Source organism: Rhizobium sp. CBN3, from assembly GCF_030518245.1.
Classification (GTDB): domain Bacteria; phylum Pseudomonadota; class Alphaproteobacteria; order Rhizobiales; family Rhizobiaceae; genus Rhizobium; species Rhizobium aethiopicum_A.
Genome location: NZ_JAULSE010000001.1, coordinates 297,853 through 322,992 on the forward strand (window position 1 = coordinate 297,853; position 25,140 = coordinate 322,992).

The 25,140-nt window shown below is 59.9% G+C and carries 18 protein-coding genes and 3 pseudogenes; 5 read left to right on the top strand and 16 right to left on the bottom strand.

Annotated elements, in window-relative coordinates:
• Positions 1-4: 4 nt before the first annotated feature.
• From QWJ46_RS01540 to ampC, 4 genes are all read right to left on the bottom strand, one after another.
• Positions 5-3,007: a glycosyltransferase gene (locus tag QWJ46_RS01540; protein ID WP_302748737.1), complete on the bottom strand. Its 3,003-nt coding sequence runs from the start codon at positions 3,005-3,007 to the stop codon at positions 5-7.
• Positions 3,001-4,179, bottom strand: a complete 1,179-nt coding sequence (locus QWJ46_RS01545) for a glycosyltransferase family 2 protein (protein WP_184453882.1) — start codon at positions 4,177-4,179, stop codon at positions 3,001-3,003. Before QWJ46_RS01545 ends, QWJ46_RS01540 begins: the two co-directional genes overlap by 7 nt.
• Positions 4,180-4,317: 138 nt before the next feature.
• The gene (locus QWJ46_RS01550; protein ID WP_184453884.1) at positions 4,318-5,298 is read right to left on the bottom strand and encodes an NAD-dependent epimerase/dehydratase family protein; all 981 of its coding nucleotides are present in this window, start codon (positions 5,296-5,298) and stop codon (positions 4,318-4,320) included.
• A gap of 376 nt (positions 5,299-5,674) precedes the next feature.
• A complete protein-coding gene (gene ampC, locus QWJ46_RS01555) occupies positions 5,675-6,829 on the bottom strand; it encodes a class C beta-lactamase (RefSeq protein WP_302748738.1) in 1,155 nt (384 codons plus the stop codon).
• 124 nt (positions 6,830-6,953) lie between these two features.
• Between ampC and QWJ46_RS01560 the strand changes: the two genes are divergently transcribed.
• Positions 6,954-7,829: a LysR family transcriptional regulator gene (locus QWJ46_RS01560; RefSeq protein WP_302748739.1), complete on the top strand. Its 876-nt coding sequence runs from the start codon at positions 6,954-6,956 to the stop codon at positions 7,827-7,829.
• A gap of 41 nt (positions 7,830-7,870) precedes the next feature.
• Here the strand turns inward: QWJ46_RS01560 and QWJ46_RS01565 are convergent, their stop codons facing one another.
• Both QWJ46_RS01565 and QWJ46_RS01570 read right to left on the bottom strand, forming a co-directional pair.
• On the bottom strand, positions 7,871-8,860 hold the full coding sequence (locus tag QWJ46_RS01565; RefSeq protein ID WP_184453890.1) for a sugar-binding protein: 990 nt from the start codon (positions 8,858-8,860) through the stop codon (positions 7,871-7,873).
• A 48-nt stretch (positions 8,861-8,908) separates the two neighbouring features.
• On the bottom strand, positions 8,909-9,889 hold the full coding sequence (locus tag QWJ46_RS01570; protein ID WP_302748740.1) for an NAD(P)-dependent oxidoreductase: 981 nt from the start codon (positions 9,887-9,889) through the stop codon (positions 8,909-8,911).
• Positions 9,890-9,969: 80 nt separating this feature from the next.
• Between QWJ46_RS01570 and QWJ46_RS01575 the strand changes: the two are divergent.
• Both QWJ46_RS01575 and QWJ46_RS01580 read left to right on the top strand, forming a co-directional pair.
• A pseudogene (locus tag QWJ46_RS01575) lies at positions 9,970-10,880 on the top strand (ATP-binding cassette domain-containing protein).
• A gap of 33 nt (positions 10,881-10,913) precedes the next feature.
• Complete coding sequence (locus QWJ46_RS01580; protein WP_302748742.1) at positions 10,914-11,912, top strand: ABC transporter permease; 999 nt, start codon at positions 10,914-10,916, stop codon at positions 11,910-11,912.
• Between the two features lie 91 nt (positions 11,913-12,003).
• On the opposite strand, the gene QWJ46_RS01585 is transcribed toward QWJ46_RS01580, so the two are convergent.
• The 4 genes from QWJ46_RS01585 to QWJ46_RS01600 form a co-directional block, all read right to left on the bottom strand.
• Positions 12,004-12,330 carry a GYD domain-containing protein gene (locus tag QWJ46_RS01585; RefSeq protein WP_184453896.1) on the bottom strand — a complete coding sequence of 109 codons (327 nt, stop codon included), beginning with the start codon at positions 12,328-12,330 and terminating at the stop codon, positions 12,004-12,006.
• Positions 12,331-12,461: 131 nt separating this feature from the next.
• On the bottom strand, positions 12,462-13,250 hold the full coding sequence (locus QWJ46_RS01590) for a DUF1236 domain-containing protein (protein WP_302748743.1): 789 nt from the start codon (positions 13,248-13,250) through the stop codon (positions 12,462-12,464).
• Positions 13,251-13,347: 97 nt separating this feature from the next.
• Positions 13,348-13,743: a DUF1236 domain-containing protein gene (locus tag QWJ46_RS01595; protein ID WP_302748744.1), complete on the bottom strand. Its 396-nt coding sequence runs from the start codon at positions 13,741-13,743 to the stop codon at positions 13,348-13,350.
• Positions 13,744-13,865: 122 nt separating this feature from the next.
• Entirely contained in the window at positions 13,866-14,132 is a 267-nt protein-coding gene (locus tag QWJ46_RS01600; protein WP_184453902.1) for a BON domain-containing protein, read from the bottom strand.
• A 279-nt stretch (positions 14,133-14,411) separates the two neighbouring features.
• On the opposite strand from QWJ46_RS01600, the gene QWJ46_RS01605 reads away from it, so the two are divergent.
• Positions 14,412-14,693 carry a DUF982 domain-containing protein gene (locus tag QWJ46_RS01605; protein WP_302748899.1) on the top strand — a complete coding sequence of 94 codons (282 nt, stop codon included), beginning with the start codon at positions 14,412-14,414 and terminating at the stop codon, positions 14,691-14,693.
• A gap of 601 nt (positions 14,694-15,294) precedes the next feature.
• On the opposite strand, the gene QWJ46_RS01610 is transcribed toward QWJ46_RS01605, so the two are convergent.
• The 4 genes from QWJ46_RS01610 to QWJ46_RS01625 form a co-directional block, all read right to left on the bottom strand.
• A complete protein-coding gene (locus tag QWJ46_RS01610; RefSeq protein ID WP_302748745.1) occupies positions 15,295-16,662 on the bottom strand; it encodes a DUF882 domain-containing protein in 1,368 nt (455 codons plus the stop codon).
• A 337-nt stretch (positions 16,663-16,999) separates the two neighbouring features.
• Positions 17,000-18,517, bottom strand: coding sequence for an FAD-dependent oxidoreductase (locus tag QWJ46_RS01615; RefSeq protein WP_302748746.1), 1,518 nt, complete (start codon positions 18,515-18,517; stop codon positions 17,000-17,002).
• Between the two features lie 136 nt (positions 18,518-18,653).
• Positions 18,654-20,507 (bottom strand): adenylate/guanylate cyclase domain-containing protein, encoded by a 1,854-nt coding sequence (locus tag QWJ46_RS01620; RefSeq protein WP_302748747.1) that lies wholly within the window; start codon positions 20,505-20,507, stop codon positions 18,654-18,656.
• 309 nt (positions 20,508-20,816) lie between these two features.
• Positions 20,817-22,799, bottom strand: a complete 1,983-nt coding sequence (locus QWJ46_RS01625; protein ID WP_302748748.1) for an acyltransferase family protein — start codon at positions 22,797-22,799, stop codon at positions 20,817-20,819.
• A gap of 274 nt (positions 22,800-23,073) precedes the next feature.
• Between QWJ46_RS01625 and QWJ46_RS31230 the strand changes: the two are divergent.
• Positions 23,074-23,178: pseudogene (locus QWJ46_RS31230) on the top strand (dihydrofolate reductase); the annotation flags it as partial.
• 49 nt (positions 23,179-23,227) lie between these two features.
• Here QWJ46_RS31230 and QWJ46_RS01635 read toward each other — a convergent pair.
• Together QWJ46_RS01635 and QWJ46_RS01640 are read right to left on the bottom strand one after the other, a co-directional pair.
• A pseudogene (locus tag QWJ46_RS01635) lies at positions 23,228-24,294 on the bottom strand (cyclic nucleotide-gated ion channel).
• A gap of 304 nt (positions 24,295-24,598) precedes the next feature.
• Positions 24,599-25,111, bottom strand: a complete 513-nt coding sequence (locus QWJ46_RS01640) for a DUF6428 family protein (RefSeq protein ID WP_302748750.1) — start codon at positions 25,109-25,111, stop codon at positions 24,599-24,601.
• Positions 25,112-25,140 lie beyond the last annotated feature (29 nt).

Below are 25,140 nucleotides of genomic sequence, written 5' to 3' on the forward strand. Positions count from 1 at the left end.
GGCATTATCCGATAAAGGCGTTGGGATGGCCCATCAGTTCGGCAAACGCCGTGATGGGTAAATCGCCGCGTACCTCAAGGCGCGGGAGTGACAGCAGCTTGTCCGAAAAGCCCGCTTTTGCCGGCCTGGTGGTGAAGCCAATTTGATATCCCGCCTCGGCCAGAATTCCGGGAACACGGAAATCGGTGCAGCCGAAGGGGAGAGCGATAGATGTCGTGGCCGCGCCGAGCCGGTTCTCCAGCGTCTTGCGAGAATGAACCGCTTCGGCCAATAGCATGGCGTTATCCAGCGCACTCGCCGGCGTGTGGGTTTCCAGATGAGACCCAAATCGGATGCCCTTTCGATGGAGATCCTCAATGTCGTTCCAAGACATCAGAGGGGCTGGCTCACCGTAAGCGGCATCCCAATCCGATCGGCCGCCCACTTTGTCCGTCACGACGAAGACGTCGGCGCTGAAGCCGTTCTCTACAAGGATGGGATAGGCTTCGGTAAAAAAATCGAGATAGGCATCATCGAAGGTCAGGACGACCGGCCGCCCCTGTATCGGCTTTCCCACCTGAAGCAGATGGGCCAGCGCATCGGACGTCAGCCCATAGTAGCCCTGCCGCCGGAGAAACTGCATGTGCTGGCGGAACATCTCCGGCGCGATCCGGAAACGCCGCAGCCGATCGGGACCTTCGCGCGCGATTCTGTGATACATCAACACCGGGATCGAGGTCGTCACTTCGTTCGACCACGCCGCCACTCGTTCGACACCGGCCGGTCCCCAGATGATGTTCTTGGCCACCTCCGTGTCCAATGGGACACCGTGCCGTTCAAACCGCATTGTGTGTACGGACGTTTCACGCTTGCGGAACCGATGAATGGCGTAAAGCTCGGTCTCGATCGTTTCTTCCAGGCTAAGGTCCGGCAGGTTCGAAAAGACTTTCCTGATGGTGCCGACACCGAACGGATTGTCCCAATCGAAACCTGTCCTTTCGGGCTCGTCTCGCCGGAGATGGGCGTGAGCGGTAATCAGACAGCCGCCCGGCTTCAGTGCTGCGGCAATCTTTCGGCAGACCCGCTCCAAGACCTGTTCGTCATCCATGTAATAGAGGACTTCCGAGCAGACGATCAGGTCCTGTCCGCCAGGAATGTCGTCGCCTGCGAAGTCCAGGACACGAAACTCGGCATTCCCCAACTCTCGGCACCGCTCGGATGCTCTTTCGATCGCACGACGCGAGATGTCCGTTGCCGTCAGCGTCCCGACCTTTTGCGCAAGCTTGGCGGAGAATATCCCCTCCGCACAGGCAAGTTCCAATGCCTTGCCTATCCCTTCCGGGACAAGGCCCAGCGTCTGCTCGTATTTGACCTGTTCGTAGATCGACACGTAGTTCCATGGGTCGGGATGCTCAAAGACCCGTTCCCAATATTCCTCTTTGGAAGCGGCCTCTGACAAAAGGGCTTCCTTTCCCGTTTTTTTTCCGCGGCGCTCGGCTAACACCGCGCCATGCAAGCGCTCATTCTGCCGATCTGCCTTCGAAAGGTGCAGGTCATCCGTTTCCCCGTCGCCTGCCAGAGATTTTATAAGAGCTGCGTCGCGCGTTGATTGGACAAGGCGGCCGAGGCGTCCCCGCCGTCGTCCTCCCCGACGAAGAATCCCAAGGAAGCCTCTATAGTTACGCAAGGTTTCGAATAACCAGTGGCGCGCATAGGCGAAGGTCCTGGGCGTGGGCAGCCGGCCGCCTGCATGCATGTCTCGGACGATCAGGCGAACCAATGCGCCGACCGACAGATCTCCCCATAGCGGCCCCACGTGGGCACCGATATGTTTCTGTCCAGACGAAAGCTGCAGTACCAGCGTATCGGCTTCGACGGCCTTGGTAATCTTCGCGAGCTTGTTGACGTCGACGCCCACAGTCTGGACGCGTCCGAGCTTAAAAGGACGCGAGACGGCTTCTGATGAAAGCCGCCAGGCAAGAAGCTGCTCTGTCTTTCGTGCGGTTCCGGCCAGCGAATGGCTTTCGATGAGGGCGAGGAGCCGCGCGACTGCCGGTGCCCACGAGTCCATCAGGTCGATCAGGGCGCCAGTATTCTCAACCGATTGGCCCGTCTGCAACCCATGAAGGATGGCCACCGCCATCATGTCTTCGTGGCCCGAGCCATCGGGAAATTCCGGCAGAAGCTCGGCCAGGTCCTTGGGATCGGTTTCCGCACAAAGATGCATCGAGGCGATCCAAATGAAGATGCGAAGCTGGCTAAGGGCCGGCTTCGGCCAAGCGTCGTCCTCGCCCTGCGTCGGCAAGCCCCGCTCAACTTGCAAGGCCCGCGCCCTTTCCGTCACGACAATCGCGTCCCGCATCATCCTGATCGGATCGGACGACAGAGAGCCGGCCTTCATGCGATAGAAGGCCAGGCATTTGTCCACCCGCTGGAATCGAGCCCCGGCGAACGCCATGCGAAGCCAGAGATCCCAGTCCTCGCAGGTTTGTAATGTGACATCCATGCCGCCTAGTTCCGTAAAAAGGCGCTTGGGAAAGACTGCCGTATGAATGGCCAGAGCGCAAATTGACGAAAATTGTTGGATTGCACGATCTCCGGTAAGATCATGCGCCTGCTCGATCTTCTGCATCCGGCCGTCGGCCGTGACGCGGCGATAGCTGCAATGGGCGATTAGTGGCTGAGACTGGTTGCTGGCGATCGGCAGCATGCTTTCGTTGAAGGCGGGATCCAGCCAGTCGTCGGCATCGAGCATGCAGAGGAGAGGCGCAGCGGCAAGCTGAGCGGCTGCATTGCGTGCGGCGGCGGCACCGGCATTCGGTTGACGGTAAAGCGTAATCCGCCCGTCCGCGTTGGCAAGGCTTTCAAGGACCTCCCAAGTCCCGTCGGTCGAGCCGTCATCCACCACGACCGCCTGCCAGTTCGATATCGTCTGATTTTGCAGGCTGCCCAGACAATCCGACAGCGTACCGGCGGCATTATAGGCCGGGATGAGAAAGGAGATCGCAGGTCTCGACGCCGTCACCATGGCTGCATTTTCCAGCGGCCGAGAAGATAAAATGCGCCCTGCAGGCTCCCCAGAACCTCTTCCTTCAGAAAGAAGTTGTCCGAAGTCGCTCCGCGTTCGAGCCGCTTCGCGAACCTTTTGAGATGATACCAGGGGAGCGACATTAGCATGCGGCGCAGATTGCCCAGCTTGCCGGTGTTCTGGTACTGGATCAGCAGCGCAGCGACATGGCCTTTCATATATTGATGGATCTGTTTTGCCAGCCCTTCCATGTCCTTGCGGTGAAAATGCCACGAAACCGCGGTCGGCTCGTAGCGGCAAGTATGGCCATGATGGAGAAGCCGATCCCAGAACTCGGAGTCGTCCGAACACCCAGCCGCCCCCGCGCCGAGTCGGACGTCGAATAATCCGCATTCATCGAACACTTTGCGACGAAACGCCTGGCTTGCTCCTGCGCCGACCATCGACATGGGATTTTTATGCCGCTTATGCCGGCGATAGAAGTGCCGATCGAAGTCCCTGCGCCGATAGCCTCGGCCGAACCCCCAGTGTCTTTCGAATATCAGCTGCGCGGGCGTGGAAAGCTCTCCGGGAAGGACGAGGCCGGTGACGCACCCGATTTCGGGCTGGTCGAACCCCTTCATCAGGTTCTCGAGCCATCGCTCGTGAAGCACGACATCGTCGTCCGTGAAGGCGACGAATTCCGTCGTTGCCGCGCGCACGGCAGCGTTTCGGGCATAGTCGAGGCCGATCCTATCCTCACGGACATAGGTGGCGCCGGCTGCCTCTGCGACACGACGTGTGCCATCGCCGGCCGATGCGTTGTCGACAACGACGATCTCGACCGGCGGAAGAGATTGTCTGGGGATGGATGCCAAGCAGCGGGCCAGCTCGTCGGGCCGGTCCTTGGTGCAGATCAGAATACTGACGTCGTGATTTTTGAGCGGGATTTGCGCGACCTGATGCGCATGCTCGACCGTCTCGGGCTGCACGACGCGCAAGGCGAGTGCGGTCGTGTTCTCTGGCTTGTCGACATAGGCCTGTCCTACGGGAAGGCCATCCGACAGAAAGATCACCAACCCCTCGGAAAGGGCGGATGAGCCGGTATCGACCTCGGCCGAGGCGAGATCCAGATAGCGAATTGGTACGGGAAAGCGGATGTCCTTCAGATCAGCCGGAATTGGTTCTCGCATCAACGCTCTCTCGATCGCACCCTTGAACCTTGCGCATCGGCCCTAGATCGGGCTGATCTGACGGCACGATGCGCCGGTTCAGAATATCGGCGCCCTTCGCGCGTTCGAAAGGCCGCGCGCCGCCCCAAGCCGTCAGCATCAACGATGCGCGCTGCGCAGCTGTGATGATTGCTTCTCGGCCTTCATTTTTTCCCTGAACCATTCGAGCGTCAGGGCCACGCCTTGCTCGTAACTGATCTTACACGACCACTCGGGCATGACGTAGTTCGCATTGCTGAGGTCCGGCCGCCGGTTGGTGGGATCCTGCGGAGGGGACGGCTCGAAGACGATCGGTACGCCGCCGACGAGACGGGAGACATATTGCGCGACCTCGAGAACCGAGATTTCGCGATCGTTGCCGACGTTCAGAGGCCCCTTATAGTCGGTTTGGTTTACCCAGAAATAACGCGCGAAGCCGTCGACGATATCGTCGACATAACCCCAGCTGCGGGACTGCAGACCATCGCCGAATACGGTGATCGGGCGGCCCGAGAGCGCCTGGGTGATGAAGTTGGAGACCGCGCGCCCATCGTCGGCGCGGGTGCGGGGGCCATAAATGTTGAAGGGACGGACGACCTTGACGTCGAGCCCCTGGGTGCGCTGCATCTCGAACAGCAGCGATTCCGTGCAGCGCTTGCTCTCGTCGTAGGACGAGCGTGGCCCTGTACAGTCGACCTGGCCCTTGTAGGATTCGGGCTGCGGCGAAACCAGAGGATCGCCATAGACTTCGGAAGACGAGGTAAAGCCGAAACGACCGCCCTTTTTCAGGAGATCGAGAAGCCGCATTGCCCCGAGAAGATTGGCGGAAATCGTCCGCTTCGGCTCCTTCATATACCAGGGTGGCGATGCGGGAGAGGCAAGATGGTAGATTTCGTCGAATTTATCGGAGGTCTGTAAGGTTTCGACATCCGATTTCACGAAGTGAAAACGCGGATCCTTGATGTGCTCGATGTTTTCGAGAAGTCCGGTCCAAAGATTGTCAACAACCACGAGCTTCTGAACGTCAGTCCGGAGCAGAAGTCGGTCGCACAAATGCGACCCGATGAAACCAGCTCCGCCCGAAATCAATACAGTTTTCATTTGCATTGCCCCTGATGACTTCAAGTAAGGTAATTGTCTATTAGCATTCCCTATAAGGACTGGCAATTGCTTAGAAAAAGTCTAAGAAATACTCGCGCGTTAATCTTAATTATTAATTTGCAGTACTTAAAGTAGTATCACCATGTGTACTGCGGGGCGAAGTTGCGGACCCTCGGACATATGCTGCAGCCGGCTCGACCACAGCATTCTCCATCGGCCGTCGCGGGTTCTCTAGCACACGAGCGCAGTCGCGCATCGGTCTAAAGTCCGACTCGAGACGAGTACTTTGATTCAGAGCGTTCTCCTCCGTGTGCCTCAAGGCCGACGCCTAAACAGCCTGCTCCAGCGTCCATCAAGCCGACTGCGCCCATTTCGATCAGTCGGCCGCAAGCGCAGTCAATATCTGATAGGCGGCGGCGACCCGATGCTCGTTGGGATAGTTTTTGTTGGCCAGGATGGCGATTCCGAGGCGCTCCTTGGGAATGAAGGCGACATAGGCGCCGAAGCCGTTGGTCGAGCCTGTCTTGTTGATCCAGACGTCGTCACGCGGTTTCATCGGCGGCCTGAGCTCAGAGACTGGAATTGTCTTCAGCATAGCGGCCGAATTGCCCTCGAGCAGGCTCTCCAGGGTGGCGGGATAGGCATATTGCTCCCAGATCAGACCCTGGGTCATCGCCCCGACGCTGAAATATCCGGTATGGGTCCTGGCAATCGCTTGCTGCAGCGTTTCGTCGAGCTTGACCAGGCCCATATTGGCGCCGACGAAGCGGATCATGTCGCCGGCGGTCGATCTCACGCCATAGGCTTCGGAGGAGAGCAGGGCCGGCGTCAGCCGCGCCGGCTCGCCGTTGCGCTTATAGCCTTGAGCATAATCGGCCAGCCGCGACTTCGGCACCTTGATAAAGGTGTTCTTCAATCCGAGAGCGGAAAACAGCTTGCCTTCCATCAGGGCGGCGAAATCGCCGCCCATCGCCTTCGCCGTGATATAGCCGAGCATGCCAATGCTCGGATTGGCGTAACTTCTCTGCGTCCCCGCCGCGTAGGAGGGCTGCCAGGCAGCGAAATAGGAAAGCAGCTGCTTTTCGGTCTTGACGTCATCGGGCAGCTGCAGCGGAAATCCGCCGGCGGCATGGGTGGCGAGATTGACCAGCCCTACATCGCCGAACGGCTTGCCCTTCATCGCCGGCAGATATGTGCCCACCTTGCCGTCAAGCGAAAACCTGCCCTTCGCGTCAGCGTAAGATGCCAGCGTCGCAGTGAAAGTCTTGCTGACCGATCCGAGTTCGAACAGCGTCGTCGGCGCCACGGGCCGGCCGGTCTCCTTCGATTCGACGCCATAAGTGAAGACATGCTGCTCTCCATCGATGGTGATGCCGACGGCAACACCCGGGATGGCGTTTTTCTCCATCACCGGCTTGATCGCGGCGTCGGCGATCGCCCTCACTTTCGCGACATCGGCGGCAAAGCCGCTTGCGCAAGTGCATGTCGAGATCAAAGCGGCCGATAAAATTCTTATCCCAATAATCTTCATATCAGTCATCCTCCAGAGGTCGGTCAACAGAGCGTGAAGCGCACTCAGACCGCGTTTAAAGGCGCTGTTTTCCGATCACAAACGATGATATCTCGCGGGAGATAAAAGAAAATCTAGGGCTTACATGGTTCGTCCATTCCTCCCGCTGAACGGTCTCCGCGCCTTCGAAGCCTCCGCCAGGCATCTGAGCTTCACCCGCGCTGCAATCGAGCTCTGCGTCACCCAGGCGGCCGTCAGCCAGCAGGTCAAGGGACTGGAGAAGCGGTTGGGCGTGGCTTTGTTCCAGCGCCTTCCCCGCGGCTTGAAGATCACCGCGGAAGGCGAAGCGCTGCTGCCGACGGTCACCGCCTCCTTCGACCAGATGGCGACGACGCTCGACAGGATCGAGGCCGGGCAGGTGCGCGAGCTCATGTTCCTCGGTGTCGTCGGAACCTTCGCCGTCGGCTGGCTGCTGCCGCGGCTTGCGGATTTCCAGCGTCGGCATCCCTTCATCGATCTGCGCATTTCCACCAACAACAACCGCGTCGATCCGGCGGCGGAAGGGCTCGATTTCGCCATCCGCTTCGGCAGCGGCTCATGGCACGGCACGCAGGCTGAGCGCCTGTTCGACGCGCCGCTTTCGCCTCTCTGCATCCCGAAACTGGCTGACGAACTCCGATCGCCGGCAGACCTTGCCGGGGCGACATTGCTTCGCAGCTATCGCACGGATGAGTGGAGCACCTGGTTCCAGGCCACGGGTGTGCCGCCGGCGGCCCAGCTCAATGCGGGCATCGTCTTCGATTCCTCCGTCGGCATGATGGAGGCGGCCCTGCAGGGGCTCGGCGTGGCGCTCGCCCCGCCCTCGATGTTTTCAAGGCACCTCTGCTCGGGTGCGATCGTGCAGCCCTTCGCCACCGTCATCTCGCTCGGAAGCTATTGGCTGACGCGCCTGCAGTCGCGGCCGGTCACGCCGGCCATGCACGCTTTTTCCGACTGGATCTTTTCGGAAATCGAAAGGTAATCCAGGGGAGCGCCCACCGGAATGGGCGCTCCGATTAAGGGTCATTTCTGGATGCAAGTGTCGACCGTATCCTTGGTGCACTCGTCCAGCCCGGTGAAGACCGGATCATCGACCTTCTTGCCCGAGATCAGGTCCATCATCACGGTCGGCGCCTTGTAGCCCATTTCGAACGGCCGCTGGCCGACGAGCGCGGTCACCAAGCCTTCCTTGGCGATCGCCACTTCGTCGCCGATCGTGTCGGCGGCGCCGATGACGAACTCGTTCTTGCCGATCTTGTCGGCCATCGGCTTGAACAGGTCGCGATAGGGCTGCGGGGCGCCGAACAGCGGCCAACCGCCCATGATACCGAAGGCATCGAGGTCGGGATTGGCGGCAAGGATGTCGGTCATCGCCTGCACGCCCTTGGCGCCGTCGTCATTGGTAAAGACCGGGCAGCCCGCCACCTCGGTCCAGCCACCTTCGCCCTTAAGGGCGTCGAGTCCCTTCTTGCCGCTCAACGTGTCACGCATACCCTGGGCGCGGCGCAGGATGTTGTCGGCGCCGGGATTGCCTTCGATGGTGCAGATCTTGCCGCCCTTCGGCTTGGCCTTCTTGATATATTCCCCGATCTTGGCGCCCATCAGGTAGTTGTCGGTGCCGAGATAGGTCTTGCGCAGAGCCGAATCTTCCGCCGCCAGATCGGCATCGAGGGTCATGACGGGCACGCTCGGATTGGCGGTCTTCAGCGTCTGGGCGATCAGCTTGGCATTCGACGGCGAGATGGCGATCGCTGCCGTATCGGCCTTGCCGAGCATATCCTGGACGATCTGCGCTTCGCCGGCCTCATCCGAGGTCGATGCCGGGCCGGTATAGAAGCATTCATATTCAGCCGAAGCGTTTTCCTTGTTCCACTTCTGGCAACCCTGGTTGATCGCTTCGAAGAACGGGTTGTCGAGGCCCTTGACGACAATGACCAACTGCTTCTTGGCTGCCAGGGCCTGACCGGCCGTCAACGCCAGGACTGCAGCTGTAAGCAATAATGCCTTCCTCATAGCTTCCTCCCATTGAAAAAGACGGGCGCTTCTGCACCCGCCGCGTTATCAACCTGGATACCAGACGACCCGAGGCTCCTCCTTCGAACGCTGGTAGTCCCAAGCCGAATTGATCAGCTTTTCCAGATCGTAGACCGGCTTCCAGTCCAGCAGATATCTGGCCTTGCTGTTGTCCATCCAGTTCGAGTGATATTCGCTCGGAATGTCGACGGAGCCGAGCCCGCGCGTGCGTGCGAGATAAGCGGCGACCTCGCCGTAATCGACCGGCCGATCCATCGCGATGTTGAAAAGCTCGCCCACGGCGCGCGGATTGTCGATCGCCGCCAGGATCGCCGAGACAAGATCGTCAACATGGACGAAATTGCGCTTCAGCGGCCGTCCGTCGGCATCGCGCAGCAGCGGCACCGTGCCGTCACGCGCATATCGTTTCGCATCCGCCGGCGGCACCAGGCTCTTCCAATCCGGTCCGCCGAAGACATCGTCGCCGAAAGAGAGGGTAAACTTGAAATCGTCCTTCTCCATGATCCAGGGCGCGCGCAGGCAGCAGGTGTTGATGCCATATTGGATGGCGAACTGCTCGAGCATCACCTCTTCCAGCACCTTTGAGAGCGCGTAGCAGCCGGAATAGGCGCGATGCGGCGTCTTTTCGGTCACCGGTCCGTCATGGCGATAGAAGAAATGGCCGATGCCGGCATCGCCGCCGATCAGGATGAACTGCTTTGCCGTGGGGCTGGCGCGGAACGCCTCAAGCAGCCAGAACAGGCCCTTGACGGTGATGTCCATCACATCCGCGGGGATTTCCTTGCAGGTGGCGAGGTGCACGACATGGGTGACACCGTCCATCGCCGCTGCGACGACGTCTCTGTCGGCGATCGAACCTTTCACGACACTGACGCGGTCGGTTTCATCAAGCACGCGATTATGGCAAAGCGCGCGAATGCGTGCTTTGGAAAATCGCGGCTCGTCAAGCAGCCCAGTAATGAAGCGCCGCCCGACCTTGCCCGTAGCCCCGGTGACAAGGATCAGCATACCTCTCTCCCCAGCAACAGCTAATATGCGCGCGTTTCCCGCGTCAATCTGTATTTGTCGTACTAAAATAGATTTTTGTGATGAGGGGCCGTTTTAGCGGACATTCGATTGACGATTCCTGGCGCTTTTGCATTAATGAACCCAATCGCTCTTCCGGGAGGAGATCGGCAAAAGCGAGATCGCAGGCGTCTGACCGGCTATCGGCAAGCGGCGGCGCGGGCATGCAGGTTCCGGGGAGGGTAGTCGGCTGGTTGCGGTTCTCGAACTTACCAATATCTCAAAACATTTCGGCGCCATCCAGGCGGTGAACGACGTGTCGTTTACGCTCGAAGCCGGCCAGGTCGTCGGTCTGATGGGCGATAACGGCGCGGGAAAGAGCACGCTGGTCAAGATGATCGCCGGCAACTTCCGGCCGAGCGAGGGCACGATGCGGCTCGACGGCAAGGAGATCGTCATGCACCGGCCGGTCGAGGCGCGCCAGCACGGCATCGAGATCGTCCATCAGGATCTGGCGCTCTGCAACAATCTGACGGCCGCCGCCAACGTCTTTCTCGGCCGTGAGCTGCGCCGCGGCATCGGTCCGTTCCGCGTGCTCGATTACAAGACGATGTACAGGCGCGCCGGTGAGATCTTCAAGGAGCTGAAATCGGAAACCCGCCCGCGTGACCTCGTCAAGCAGATGTCGGGCGGCCAGCGCCAGGCGGTGGCGATCGGCCGCACCATGCTGTCGGAAGCGAAGATCGTGCTGATGGACGAGCCGACCGCTGCGATTTCGGTCCGCCAGGTGGCGGAGGTCTTGAACCTGATCCGCGAGCTGCGCGATCGCGGCATCGCGGTTGTGTTGATCAGTCACCGCATGCCCGATGTCTTCACCGTCGCCGACCGGGTGATCGTCATGCGCCGCGGCCGGAAAGTCGCCGACAAATCGATCGCGTCGAGTTCGCCGGAGGAAGTGACGGGTCTCATAACAGGCGCCATCGAACAGGTTTGAGCGGCGCGGCACGGGCAGAAAAGAAGGTCAGCAATGGCAGTTACCCTCGATCAGACGATTGCGCAGAGAGAGCGAAGCCGGCTTTCGGAGTTCATCGGCAGCCAGACCTTCTGGGTGCTGATCGCCGTCATTCTCGCCTGCCTCTTCCTGTCCTTCGCCACCGATTCCTTCGCGACGGCGAAGAACCTCTACAACATCACCCGCAACGTCACATTCGTCGCCATCATCGCGCTCGGCATGACGCTGGTCATCATCACCGGCGGCATCGACCTCTCCGTCGGCTCGGTGCTCTGCCTTTGCAGCATGGTGCTGGCGGTCACCATGCATGCCGGCTATGGCATCGAGGTCGGCATAGCGGCCGCGATCGGCACGGCGCTTGTCGTCGGCGCCTTCAATGGCGTGATGATCGCCTATCTCGATTTCCCGCCCTTCGTGGTGACGCTCGGCATGCTGTCGGTGGCGCGCAGCCTCGCCATGGTCGCCTCCAACAACACCGTCGTCTTCCAGTTCGGCCCCGATCATGACCAACTCCTGGCGCTCGGCGGCGGCGCTTGGTTCCTCGGCATCGCCAATCCGGTCCTCTACATGATAATTCTGGCGCTGCTGACCGGCTTCGTGCTGCGCTGGACGCGGTTCGGCCGCTATATCTTCGCGATCGGCGGCAATGAGCATGCTGCAACACTGACCGGTGTTCCCGTGCGCAGCATCAAGGTTGCCGTCTACATGATCTCGGCGCTGTCGGCCGGCATTGCCGGCATCGTCCAGACCGGCTGGCTAGGCGCCGTCACCACCAATATCGGCGCCGGCATGGAGCTGCAGGTCATCGCCGCCGCCGTCATCGGCGGCGCCAATCTCGCCGGCGGCGTCGGCACCGCCTTCGGCGCGCTGGTCGGTGCGGCGCTGATCGAAGTGATCCGCAACAGCCTCGGCCTGCTCGGCATCAACGCCTTCTGGCAGGGGACTTTTATCGGCGGCGCGATCGTGCTGGCGGTGCTGTTCGATCGGATCCGGAATTTCAGGCAGAGCGAGTAGGCTGCGGTCCTTCGACAGCAGCATGCGTAAAAACAATGAGCTGAGCGCGAGCGGATCCGAAGGTCTCGGCGCGCTTTGATGCTACCGCAATCTAGGCTGCCGGCGGGCGGTACCGGATCGACTTCGCTCTTTCCAGGGCGTGGATCGTGTCCTCGACTTCGAGCAGCACGGTGGTCTCGATCGAGCTGAGCGCGCCGCCGGCGCCGATCGCAAGCGTGACGGCCGCCATCGACACGTTGTCGGGCGCCTCCCACAAATTCCATCCGTCATGCTCGCCAAAGGCATACCAGAACCCATGGAGTTTGCCGCCCACGGATTCGATGTAGCTGCGTGCCGCCTCGCGGCGATCTTCAGGCTTTTCGATCATGCGCGCCCAGGTCTCGGGCGTGTAGCTGAAGCGTGTGAGATACATGGCCATGGTCTGCTTCCTCCGCCAGACCGACAGAGTAAACGCTCAAGCCGGGAGGAAGGCCAGTCACTCAATGTGCGTATTGGGTGTCGGTGGGCGGATCGGCGGCGAGAATGACGCCGCCGGGACCGCCTGCTGGTTTAAACCTCGATGATATAGACAATCGTCAAAGCAGTCGGATCGACGATGACGATCCGGCCATCCGCAAGGATGAAGAAGCGATAGCCTTCATATTGCGGAACGATCTTGACGATGCGCGGCGGCAGTGGTTCGAGCCGGACCTTCTTCGGAATTTTTACCCCGACGGAGACCGTGAAGTCCACTTCCTTCACCGGCGCTACATGGACCTCCTTCACGACCGTTCGAATTTCGGTCTGCTGCTCGACCGAGATGTTGACGTTGGTGGTGTTCGAAGTCTGTTTGTTCGTCGTCGTGTTGTTGTTGACGTTGGTTTCCGACGAGCTCTTGTTCGTCGTCGTCGCGTTCTGATCGCTCGGCTGCTTCGTCGTATCGCCGCTCTGCGTGGTGGTGGTGCCGGATTTGGCGGCAGGCTTCTGTTCGGTCGTGGTGGCGCCGCTGGCGTCCGGCGATGCGGGCTTGGTTTCCGTCGAAGCCTTGCCCGAGGTGCTTCCGCTCGTCGCGCTGTTGTCGTTGGAAGGCTGTTCAGCGCTCTTTTTCATGTCGGAGCCCTGGCCGGATTTCTGCTGCGTCGTCTGGCCCTTGCCCTGCGGGCAGGCCCCGGAAGCATCGGGGGTGCAGTCGGTCTTGCCGGCGCCGGACTGCGAACCGGAATCCGTGCTTTGAGAACCAGACTGGGTCTGGCCGCTGCTCTTGGTGGTGTCCTGCTGGGCCGCGGCCGGCAGTGTGGCAAGCGGCGACACGCTGAGCGACAGCGCTGCCAGAAGCATGGTGAGACGGTTGCTTTTCATGATCAATCTCCGAAGTTTGAACGCGCGATGCCGCCCGCATCCTCATGCGTGACATGCGCGCCCTGATTGTTGGAATGGCGGCTTTGCCGCCCGTTGGTCACTCGATGATCTGGATGACGGTCCGCGAGGAAGGTTCGACGATCACACGCTGATCGTTGACGATCGCATAGGCATATTTCGGATCATCGGGAATTGGCGTCACGACGACGGTCTCCGGCAGGGGCTGTCCGACGACGACCTTCTCCTTCACCATGACGCGTTCAGCCGGGGCGGGAGCCTGCTCGACATAGGTCACCACCTTTGGCGGCGGCGGATCGATGACGCTGCCTGCGACGCCGCCGACGATGCCGCCGACGGCAGCACCGACCGGGCCGCCGACGATCGCACCCGTCGCGGCGCCACCGACCGCACCCGTGACCGTCGACTGCTGCGCAAAGGCAGAGGCCGACGCCAGCAGGATGCCGGCGGCAGTTGTTACTGCTTTGATATTCATCTGTTGCTCCATTGATGCGGTTGGTTCCGCTGGAGTGCCAACCGGTTGATGGAGGAACGGTTCCGGAGTTAGGACTTGAGGCCGGGGCTTAGCCGACCTTGGTCCCAGCCGCCGATCCCTCGCTACTGCGGGGGGAAACGGCTCAGCATCCGATCGTGGACATTCTCCTCACCGACGATCATCGCGGCAAGCGCGATGGCTTTGTCGCGGTCGGCGGGCTTGGTAATATAGCCTTCGAGCAGCACGACAGGGCCGAGCATCCTGACTTCGATAGCGCTGCTGTCGATGTCGGGATCAGCGGAAAGGGCTGCTTCGATTGTGGCGACGGTTGCTGCCGAACTGTGGCCTTGCGAAAAGCGCTCTTCGTGGTTGTTGGGGCCGAACTTCATCTCCTCCTCCCGTTCCGCCCCTCCACGGACCTGCAGGTTACATGACTCTGTTATATGAATAGCAGGCGCCGCCCTTCCAGTCCGACTTAGGTCCGGCTTTTCCCCGGCATCACCTGCCTTAGATGCTTCCCGTCCGATTGACGGGACATTTCGGGAAGGTCCTGGTCGTTGTCGCGAAACACCGCCGAGACTTCCTGGCGAAGCGCCAACCTGCCATCCCGACGTCCGCGTTTCAGCGGATGGGGAAGGCGTCTTGTGAGGGTAACGGAACGAATGGCAATACAGACGGTCGGTATCGTGGACTGGCAGACAAGCGAAGACTTCGCGCCTCTGATGCTCGTGATGGGCGGTCAGGAAAAACACAGGCTGGTCCGGTCGCTCGGCGAGGTCGCCGGCGCGCTTATCGCCGCCTGGCCGGCGGATGACGGCCGGGAATATATAGCGGCTGTAAAGACCTGCCTGGATGCAATCCAGGGCAATATTTCGCCCGATGTGGCCCGCGCCGCACTCATTCGCGCCGCGGAGGAAGCCGGAATACGGGTGATCGCGGTTGTTCACTGAGACAGTGAGATGTCGCCTGAGCCGGCGGCATATGCACAGCGCTGTCGGGCCGGATGAAATGGTGGGGGCGGCCGGCCGCTGCTCGCACTCAGATCTCAGAAGGTTGTCTCGAGGGTAGTGTGGATCGCACAGAGCATAGGGGTGCGCGCGGAGACAGGAGAGGCTCCATCTGCGCGATCCGAAGCAAGAAACGCCCGCGGGCCGCAGGAGTTTCCGTACGGTGCCGTACTGAGCAAAGTACTTCCGCAAAAAAAGCCCCGCTGGATTGCGGGGCAGCGAAGAGTTGGAAAGGACAAATGCGAAGTCGACCGAGCGACGATCACATCTGCACTGCTAACGCGCCGGTTTTGAAGAAGTTCCGGCGACTTATGATCTCGCTAATACGGCTCAGAAGCGTTAGGCGAGTGATGATATATTTAAAATCTTGCGTTGAGGTATTTTGATCGCTCTATTGATCTGATCGCGAACGGAGAGAAGAGCATCTCTGTTTCTGCCGCGTCGCCACTGGCTCTCCGCCGTTGTCCCAACAGCACCTGAGCAATTCTCTGACGCAAGCTTAGAAACGCCTTCCGGCCCCTATGCACCTGTCGTTTGCCAGTGCTCAACCCTCCGGGGGCAGCGAAAACCGGCTGGCGTCGAACGGACCTGTGGCGGCGACCGGAACGGGATTCTCGTCTGAAGCCGCGACATTCGCCTCGCGATGAACCGTGCGGGGAGAAAGGCGAGGCGCGCTCAAGCCGATCGCCGCGCCGGGAGAATGCAGCGCCCATTGCATCAGCGCCGCTTCGGACGTCGATCCAAGGAAATCTGCTTCTTCCCAGGATGCGGTCATTGGCAGGGAGGCGATCATGTCGGCGCCCTGCCTGGAGGTCTGCGGTGCGGCAATGACGGGATGGAAGCGTGCGTGAACCGGCAATGCGGGCAGCCGTCTCTCCGGAAGGGCTGTAATCGGGCCGATCGAGGCAGTCTCCAGCCTGTCGTCCGCGCCCGCCTCCTGCGCAACGGCTGATGGGCGCATCGCCGGTATCGGAATCGGGAGAGATGAAAGATCGGGAGCGGAGCCTTTGTCATCCCGCTCGACCGCGCCGGTCTGTTGCGCCAGCGCATTCAAGGCCCGGCTTTTCGGTGTCGGCAGCAGCGCCGTCACCAGCTTGCTGTCTGTGGTGTCGCCGCTCGGCGTGTTCGACACTGCCACGTCTTCGTCTTCTCCGGCGGTGCTGGCGATCTCGATCGAGGTGGAGCTGACGCGTTTCCTGTAGTTCGCAACCGCCTGGTTATATCCCGGCAGCGGCCGGCCATCGGCCGGAAGATGCATCGTCTTCCCATTCGGGAATATGCGCGCGAGTTCCTGCCGGGACATGCGGGGCCAGGCACGGACATTGCCGACGTCCAGATGCACGAAGGGCGATCCCGAGGTCGGATAATATCCGACACCGCCGACCTGCATCTGCATGGCAATGGCACGCAGCGTCGCAAGCTTGACGCCGGGAACGTAGAAATCCATCGCCTTGCCCAGCATGTGCTGGCTCTTCTTGGCGACTCCCGTGCTGCGCGAACGGTTGCGCAGCATGTTGTTGGTGGCGGGGGAACGATAGGCGGAGACGACGTGGATATAATCCTTGCCGCCGCTCTTCTTATACACCTCCCAGACCAGGTCGAGCAGCCGTGGATCCATCCGGGTCGGCTCGTTCCTTCGCCAGTCGCGCAGAAACCGGTTGATCTGGGCAAGGCCCCTGGAATCGAACTTTCCATCCCGCTTGTAGGTAATCGTCGCCCTTTCGCCCGTATGGGTGAAGAACAGCTTCAGCGCCCGATCTTCCGCCGAGGCGAGGGATGCAGAACCGACAAGTGCCGGCAGCGCAAACAGAGCCGGCAGAATGGTCTGCGCTGCGAAGCGTTTAGCACCTGACAGGAGCGCGGCAATTCCGCCCAAGGCTCCGCCCGACAAACCCTGTGAATACTCCAACACGAACAATCCCGTCCCACACCAAACATTCGACGACGGGCGGAAACCTCCGCATCCATCCGACCCAGTAAAGCCAGCTTATGGTCAACAAAATGCTAACGAGCGCATGTGGAGGTTTGGCGAATTGAAGATGTGGGCCGCCCAAAGCGTCAAGCTCGTGAATGTGCGCACCACTTTAAGCTTGATCTGGGCGAGGCGGTTTGGATCGAACCTTCCGTCGCGCCCTTCTCGCCCGTATGCGTGAAGAACAATTCAGCGCACGACCTTCCGCTCAGGCCGGCCGTCGCCGTCTGATTATCTTACCCGCCTGCGGGACCTGAATGAGCAACAGAAGGGACTATCAAATCCCGGCCAGCGGCGAGACAGCCGGGCCATTCAAAACGGTGCCGTCGACGGCGAAATGTGAGCCATGGCAAGGACAATCCCAGCAGCGCTCAAGGGAATTCCAGTGCACGTGGCAGCCTATGTGGGTGCAAGATGCCGATTGTTTGTAGAGCACCCCAGCCTCAGTTCGGAAGGCGGCGATCTTGGTGAGCCCCTCCCGGACAATGGCGCCTTCACCGGGCTGCAACTTGTCGACGGAATCGAGTTCGCCAGGCGCGACATACTCTGCGAAATTCTTGATCGCCGTCGCATTCTCCATCAGGTAATCGCCGATCGCCCGGGGCGTCTTGCGCGAGGGCTCGTAAAGTTCCCGCCACGGGCTGTCGCCGTTGAGAATGAGATCGCGGATCAACAGGGAAGCGACCACCCCATGGGTCATGCCTTCGCCGGAATCGCCGGTGACGACGAACACGCGTTGATTGCCGGGATTGCGGCCGATGAAGGCGGCGTAGTCGATCGTCTCCATGACCTGGCCCGACCAGCGATGGGTCTCGGCTCCAATATCCGGCAGCAGACGCCTGATCCAGGCCGTCAAGGCGGCGAAGCGCTCTCCGGCATCGTCGACGGCGCCGGTTTTGTGGTCTTCACCGCCCACGATGAGAAAGTCCGTCGCGCCGTCACCGGGTTGCAGACGCACGTAATGATAGGGATCTTCCATGTCCCAATAGAGCCCATCTGCGATCGCCCCGCGTTCGATCTCGAAAGCCATCGCGTAGGTCCGATACGGCGCTTGTTTGGTGTGAATGGCGACACGGTCATTGATCGGCGAATTGGTGGCGACCACGGCCCATTTGCCGGTGATGCTGAAGCCGGAGTTCGTCGACACACGGACACCGCCTTCGGTCTCCTCGACCTGCTCGACCACCGTGTCGCAGAAGAGTTTGCCACCGCGAGCGCGAATGCCCGCCGTCAGCCCACGGAGATATTTGAGCGGATGGAATGTCGCCTGATTGATATAACGAAGCGCGGGTGTCGCAGCGCATCCCGCAAATGGCAGGCCCGTGACTTTTTCGACCGCGGCGCCGATTCGCAGTGCGGCGTCGAATTCGCGTTTGAGATCGGCTTCCTCACCTTCGAACGATGGAAACAGGAACCCGTCGACACGTCTGAAATCACAGTCCAAACCTTCGGTCGCTTGGATCGCTTCAATACGGTCGATCGCCGCCGATTGGCTCTCATGAAACTGCCGAGCCAGAACGCGCCCTCGAAGATCGATCAACTTGGAAAAATAGTCGTCACATATGGATGACAGATGCGCCGTCGTGCGGGCCGTCATGCCGCTGCCTATCTGGCCGCGATCGATGACATCAACCTTCTGCCCTGCAAGGGCGAGTTCGTAGGCTACCGACAGGCCGGCAATTCCGGAGCCGATGACAACGGCATCGGCCTCATCATTCCCAGTGAGTGGAGTGGCGTCGGGCATAACCCTGAGCGAGGCCCACAAGGAGACAGTTCTTTCGTCGCTCACATTCATGGCGCACATCTCCGAACAAGTATTTCCTAAATTGAAGAAGGCACGCAAAAGTTCCGCCGGGACTCTGCCAAACCTGCCCATGGGCAGACAGCGGGACGAATGGAATCCGCCACGAAGGCTGAATACCATCGACAGTCTATTGCGGCGGAAGGCCGGCGCGCGCAAGGTCTGCCGCGGCCTGATCCATAATAGAAGGATCTCGGAAGTTCCAGGTCTGCCGCCACGACTGGATGGTCGCAGTCGGAGCTGACTTGAGCATCTTCTCGACGGCAGATCGGGCGTCTGCCTCGCGTCCCAGCCTCATATAGGCGATGGCTAGTTGCAATGGTGCGTCGGCGAATTCCGTGGCCTTCAGCGCCTCAACTGCATCTTCGTTTCTGCCAAGCACGATATAGATAAAACCGCGCACATAGTTAAAAAACCAAGACAGCCCAGGATCACGCGCGGCTGCAGCGTCGGTCAGCTCCAGCCCCTTTTCGGGTTGACCCGCCTGCAGGAAAATACTTCCGCCATCCGTGAGGGTGAAGGCATTATAGGGTGCCGCGGCGATGGCTTTGTTCATTGCCGCAACAGCCCCGTCATGGTCCCGCTTGAGCGTGAGGAGCCAAGCGTTGAGCCAGTTTGCCAGCCTCGCCACTTGCGGGCTTAGATTCTTGTCTGCGAGGACCTGCTTGACCAGTCGGTCCGCCTCCTGCAGATCAGCCTGCGGATCAGGGCTGTGAAGCAGCGCCACTTTCAACCAATGAGACCACCCCAACTCCACAGTCAGAAGGGGGGAGCCGGGGAATACCTGCAGCCCCTGTCGCGAGATCTCACCGGATCGCTCGAGACCTTCCTTGGTGTAAAGGTTCAACTGGCTTTCCGCGCGCAAGTAGTAGTCGTATTCAGCCAGATTGGTGCTATCCTTGCCCCAGGCCTGACTGTAATCCGCTTTGCGAATGGCTCCGAATTCGCCCGTCATCGCCCCCACGATCTTGCCGGTCAGCTCATCTTGAAGCGCCCATGGGTCGGTGCCGGCCTTGTCGAAGCGGTCCGCCCAGACATGATCACCCGTTTTGGTGTTGATAAGCTGTGCAACGATGCGCACTCTATCGCCTTCCTTGCGCACGCTGCCCTCGACGACATAGCCGACGCCCAGCTCCTTGCCGATCTGGCGGATGTCGCCTTGCTTGTCCTCGTACGCAAACGACGAAGTTCGCGAGACGACCGCAATGTCAGAAAAGCGCGAGAGGATCGCGATGACGTCGTTCGCCAGCCCTTCTCCCATGTAGCCCAGGCTCTTGTCGGCACTGAGATCAGCGAAGGGCAATACGGCGACAGAAGGAATCGTACGGGGGCCCGCAGGAGAGGTCATGGTCAGCGTATTCTGTAACACCATCCATACGGCCACCAAGGCGACGATGGTTGCCGCGGCCCCAATGGCCCACCATCGTTGGCCGATCCTGCGCTTGTGTCGAATGCGTCGGCGTGGCGCGGCGTCGATGCGCACTTGGTAGACATCGACAAGCTCTTCGATGTTCTTGACCTTCTGCCGCCCAACGGAATCGAAGGTAAATGCAAGTTTGTTCTCGACTTCCTTCGCCACCTTGCCGGAAACGCAGATCCCGGCCGGTGGCGCGAGTTGCTCCAGCCTGGCCGCGACGTTTACGCCTTCGCCATAGCGATCGTCGCCGTCCACGATCACTTCGCCGATGTTGATCCCAATGCGGACGTTGAACCTTTCCTCCTCAGGAACAGAGGCGTTGCGCTCGGTCATTCCGCGCTGCAGAGACACGGCACATTCGACGGCGTCGACCACGCTGCCGAATTCCGCGAGGAGGCCGTCACCCATGAGCTTGAAGATGCGCCCATGATGCCGCGTAATCTCGGGTTCAAAAAGCTCTGTGCGGCGCGCTCGAAGACGGTCAAATGTGCCCGCTTCGTCTTGTTCCATAAGGGCGGAGTATCCGACCACGTCGGCGGCTAGAATTGCAGATAACCTGCGCTCCATGTCTCAGTCCCCCGACATGAATTCTCCCCAGACATCATACACGAGTTTGACGCATGTTTCAGTGGTGGCTAATAAACAACCGTCGGAGCATTCGGCCGGTGGCGCCCGATGCCGCTGCGGCTCTAAACCGGGAATGGAACGGGCCACTATCGGATCGAAGGTCACCCGAATGTACGCCGCTCGAGCGACTTCAGCGACCTCTGCTGTTGAAATGGGGAGTGGAAGGCGCTCATCGTCTGCTTCCAATTCATGCGCGATCAGAACAACGCATTGAGACGATGGAAACCGTCGTTGCCGGCGTCTCACCGCTTAATTCGATGGAGAAGCGGATAACGTCGCAGCAGCGCTCGGCTGAGAACTCGCCGTTCGTTCGGATTGCCCGGCGTGCGGCGGTACCAGGAAATCGAGGAGACCGTCGCTGCGTAGGTCAGCGGTTCTCTTTTCCAGAATGTCACCAATCAAGGTCGTCAGAAATTCTGCCGTCATATGGTTCCAGTCGATGATGAACGGAACACCCTTGCTGCTGGTCAGGCACTTCTCCTTGTCGTAATCGCAGTGAAGCTTGACGATATCGACGTAGGTGAACGGAAGACCGGATGGGAAAAATGGCAGTTGCTCTAAAGGCTGGTTGGCCGGCGGATAGCTGGCTTCCCGCAGGCATATGGAGGCATCGGATTTTCTCTGAAACATCAGCCCCAGGCACGAGTGCAATTCGTCGAGCTGGAAATAATTTCCGAACACGAAAACGCGCGCATTATCCGAGTGGCTTTTCATCCATGAGATAAGCTCGAACCTGAAGGGGTTGACGGTGTATTCGAAAGGCCGAAGGCTCGTGAGGAAGATCGCTTTGGTTCGGCTGAGCAATGATTTGTCGTTGATATATTTTTCGAAGGGAATGCAGTATTTGTCGTAAATGCTGGCGCGAGAGGGAGCCTTAACAATATCGTTCTTGATCTCGACCATGCAGTTCAAGTAGCTGAGTGCGACGATTTGATATCGGTCGGTATCGATGTAATTTTTGAGCGCGATCGACCAGTTTCTGGCGTGCGAGTCCCCAATGATGAAGATAATGGGTTTCCCAGCCTGAATGTTGTCGTTCAAGCTTAGAAAAGTGCTTTCGAGCCGCGCCTCGTTCGCCTGCGCGACAGGTGAATAGACGTCATCCAATCTGTTGGGAAAGCCGGCCATATGGATTGCTGAAAGGACAGCAGCCGCGATGGTGACAACCGACGAGCTCAGGGTGATCCAGAGAGCGCGGCTTCTCCTGGTGTGGCGCAGGGGCTTTTCGATGACGACGAAGCTGACGACCGAGATCAGCACCGTCACTGCGACGGCGAGAAGCTTGTCACCATTGCTGAAATTCAAGCTTGTCAACCGCCAGAAGGCGAAGACCGGATAATGCCACAAATATAAAGAGTAGGACACCAATCCGGTGAGCGCCGCAGGCCGGGAAGCCAACAGGCGCCCGGCTGCGTTCTCGCGGCTGGCGAATGCGAGCACCAGACAGGTCCCGACGACCGGGATCACAGTTATCCTGCCAGGATGAACCGTATCCTTTCCAAACAAGATGAGCGAACCAAGAACGAGGATAAGCCCGGCCGCCGCGAGCAACGGCTGGGGGCGAGGCCGTCCACGCCGCACCTCGTAATAGGCGAGCAGTGTTCCGGCCAGCAGTTCCCAGGCCCGGGTGAGCGGCGAATAGAAGGCCTGCTGCGGATCGTGCCGTACCGTGACGAAACAGAATACAAAGCTGAGGGCCGCCGCGACCAACACACATGGCAAAAACCTTGATTTCAGGTATCGGCGCACGATCAGCAATAAGACCGGAAAGGCGATATAAAACTGCTCTTCGACGCTCAACGACCAGGTGTGCAGAAAAGGCTTGAGAAGGGTGTTGGGCTCCCCGTACTGAGCCGCAGTAAAATGAAAATAGATATTCGATCCAAACAGGAGCGAAGAACCTACGGAGTTGGCGTAGTCCGTGAGTTCCAACGGCAATAAGAAATAATAGGCGAAGGGCATTGTCGCGAAAATGACCGCGAACAATGCAGGCAGAATTCGCCGCGCGCGCCGGGCGTAGAATTTCAGGAAATCGATACGCCCCGTCGCTTCAATCTCCGTCAGCAAAATCTGGGAAATCAGGAAGCCGCTGATCACAAAAAATACATCGACGCCGATATACCCACCGGAAAGCAGCGTGTGGCCGGCAACCGTGAACTCGGCGTGATAAAGAATAACCGCGATCACCGATATGGCCCTGAGGCCATCAATCTCTGGTCTGTAAACCTTCAATGCCAGCGGCCTTCATATAGAGAGCGTGGTTTGGTCGCGCGCAAGATTGGCGCTTTTGGGGCTGCCTAACACAGAGAACTTGGAGGGAGAACAGTACGGCCTGATAAAAGATTTGCGGGCGGGGCCGAATTTGATCTTAATTTTTCGGCTGTTGTAAATCAGCATTCCGGAACTCTCGTTGGTTTGCAAGGGCTGCGGGATTGTTGGTGGTGCTGCTGAAGGGATCCGAAGACATCGACGATGTCATTGCGTAAAGATCGGCGCCGAAGACCCAGTGGATGAAATCCGAATCTGCTTTGTGCCCATCATCCTCGGCGACCGCAACCCGCATTTCAAACCGGCGGGCAGGCAGCTTCCACTGAAGCCACTCGACAGCACGACACCGCGGCCGACCAGCCGCGGCAATGCACGTACCCATCAGGCTTTGACTATTCCTTCGGCGGCCGGCCCCGCCGCTCCAGCGCCGTCTTGCGGATGGTCTCCGCGATCTCCGGACTACTGCTCGACAACATCTGGAAATCCACGGCGTAGAGCGACAGCAGCGATACCTCGGTTGCTGCGCTGACGGTCGCTGAGCGAGGTTCGCCACTGATCAACGCCATCTCGCCAAAGAAGTTTCCGGCACCGAGTTCCACGGGATGGTCGGGTGTCGCCACGGTGACCCGCCCCTCGACGATGAAGAACATCTGATCGCCAACATCGCCTTTGCGGCAGATCACCGCACCTGCGGGGACAATGCGCGGTCGCAGCGCCCGAACGATCTCGATCAGTGCAGCGGAACCAAGCTTCTGGAACAGGGGTACGGCAGCGACCAATTGCCAGTTGCGAACGAAGTCTTGGCGGCGAACCTCTTCGTAGAAGCCGGTGGCGAGGATGCCGGCCCAAAGTGCAAAATACCGATCCCGCTCATCATCACCAATCCGGCCAGAACTCGGCCGGCAAGGCTCTGCGGGATCTCGTCACCGTAGCCGGTCGTCGACAGCGTCACGACCGCCCACCACATCGCCTGCGGAATGCTGCCGAACTTATCGGGTTGGACATCTCGCTCGATGATATAACCAGCCAATGCAGCGCCAAAAAGAACGATGCCGAACACCGACGTCACGCCAAGCAGATTGCGCGATTCATTCGCGACCACCTTTGCCAGCAGCCTGAAGAAGGTCGAGTTGCGCAACGGCTTGAGAAGCCAAATGGCGCAATAGAGGTTTCGATCACGGGACCCAACGAACAAGAATGCAGCAGCCGGAACCAGAACCGCGAGCAAATCGATCACGAGGGCCGGCACCCCGCCCGACCAGCGGTGTCGCCGTGAAAGCAATGTGCCGCTCAATTGGAGGACATAGGCCAGCCAAATTACCGCAAGTAGCAGCTCAAAGACAAGCCTCTCATGTCCAGTAAGGCCCTGCGTCGTCAGTGCGGCAACGACCAAGAGACCGATTGTAGCGAACAGCGCGTTGAGCGGCGTCGAAATCTTTGAGAACGGCACTGTCGACATCGCATACTCCCCACCGTCCCGCATTCGTCGACAATAGATACGGGACGCTCTCGACGATGGGGACGAGGGCACAAAACCGCGTCGATCTGCCTAGGCGACAGCCAGCCAAGGCACCGGCGCATCCGTGGCGGGGCGATTGTCGCAGCGTTCCCGTGCCTGCGCGGATCAACTGCCATCGGCTGGGCTCTCAGCAAGACCGGAGAAGAAATCCCACCGCGAGAACCTTCGCAGGTTGTCGAACTCGTTGAAGAAGGTGCCGCCGGCCTCGCGCACGCGCGCTGCCGACCGATCCAGAGGATAAACATCACGAGCAGCAGTTCTGGCTTGATGATGACCCGCAGCACGAGGTCTTCGCCTTCTCCTCAGCAAGCCAGCGATCACGAGGCTTGCAGCTCGAGGGCCGGGCGTTCAGCACCACCTGGAACGATCCGCCGTGCAGTTGGGGGGAAGCCGCGCAATAGAGAGCCATTGGCTTTTCCCCATCGCTGACTTCAAAGGTTAGCTTCGCGGATGGCTCAAGCCGAACGTGGTCCGACACCTTCCGGATGATCGCAGCGAACTTCCCCGCGGGCATGTGCGTCGGCTCATCCTCGTCGATGTCCCAGAGCTGCACGAAGATCTCCGACCAGGCTTCAGGATTGGCCCCGCAGTCCAAGGCCGAGAACTGCCCCGCCTTCACCTCAGTCACGTGATAGCCCGCCTTCACCGCGCGGCCGTCGTAGTAGAAGACGAGCGGTGCGTCAGGCGCGGCCCCCAGGGAATCGAGAAGATGGCCAAGCGTGATGTCGGCCGAAAGCGTCTTGTCGATCGCGTTCATGTGCGCTACTCCTTGTTTCGATGATTCAA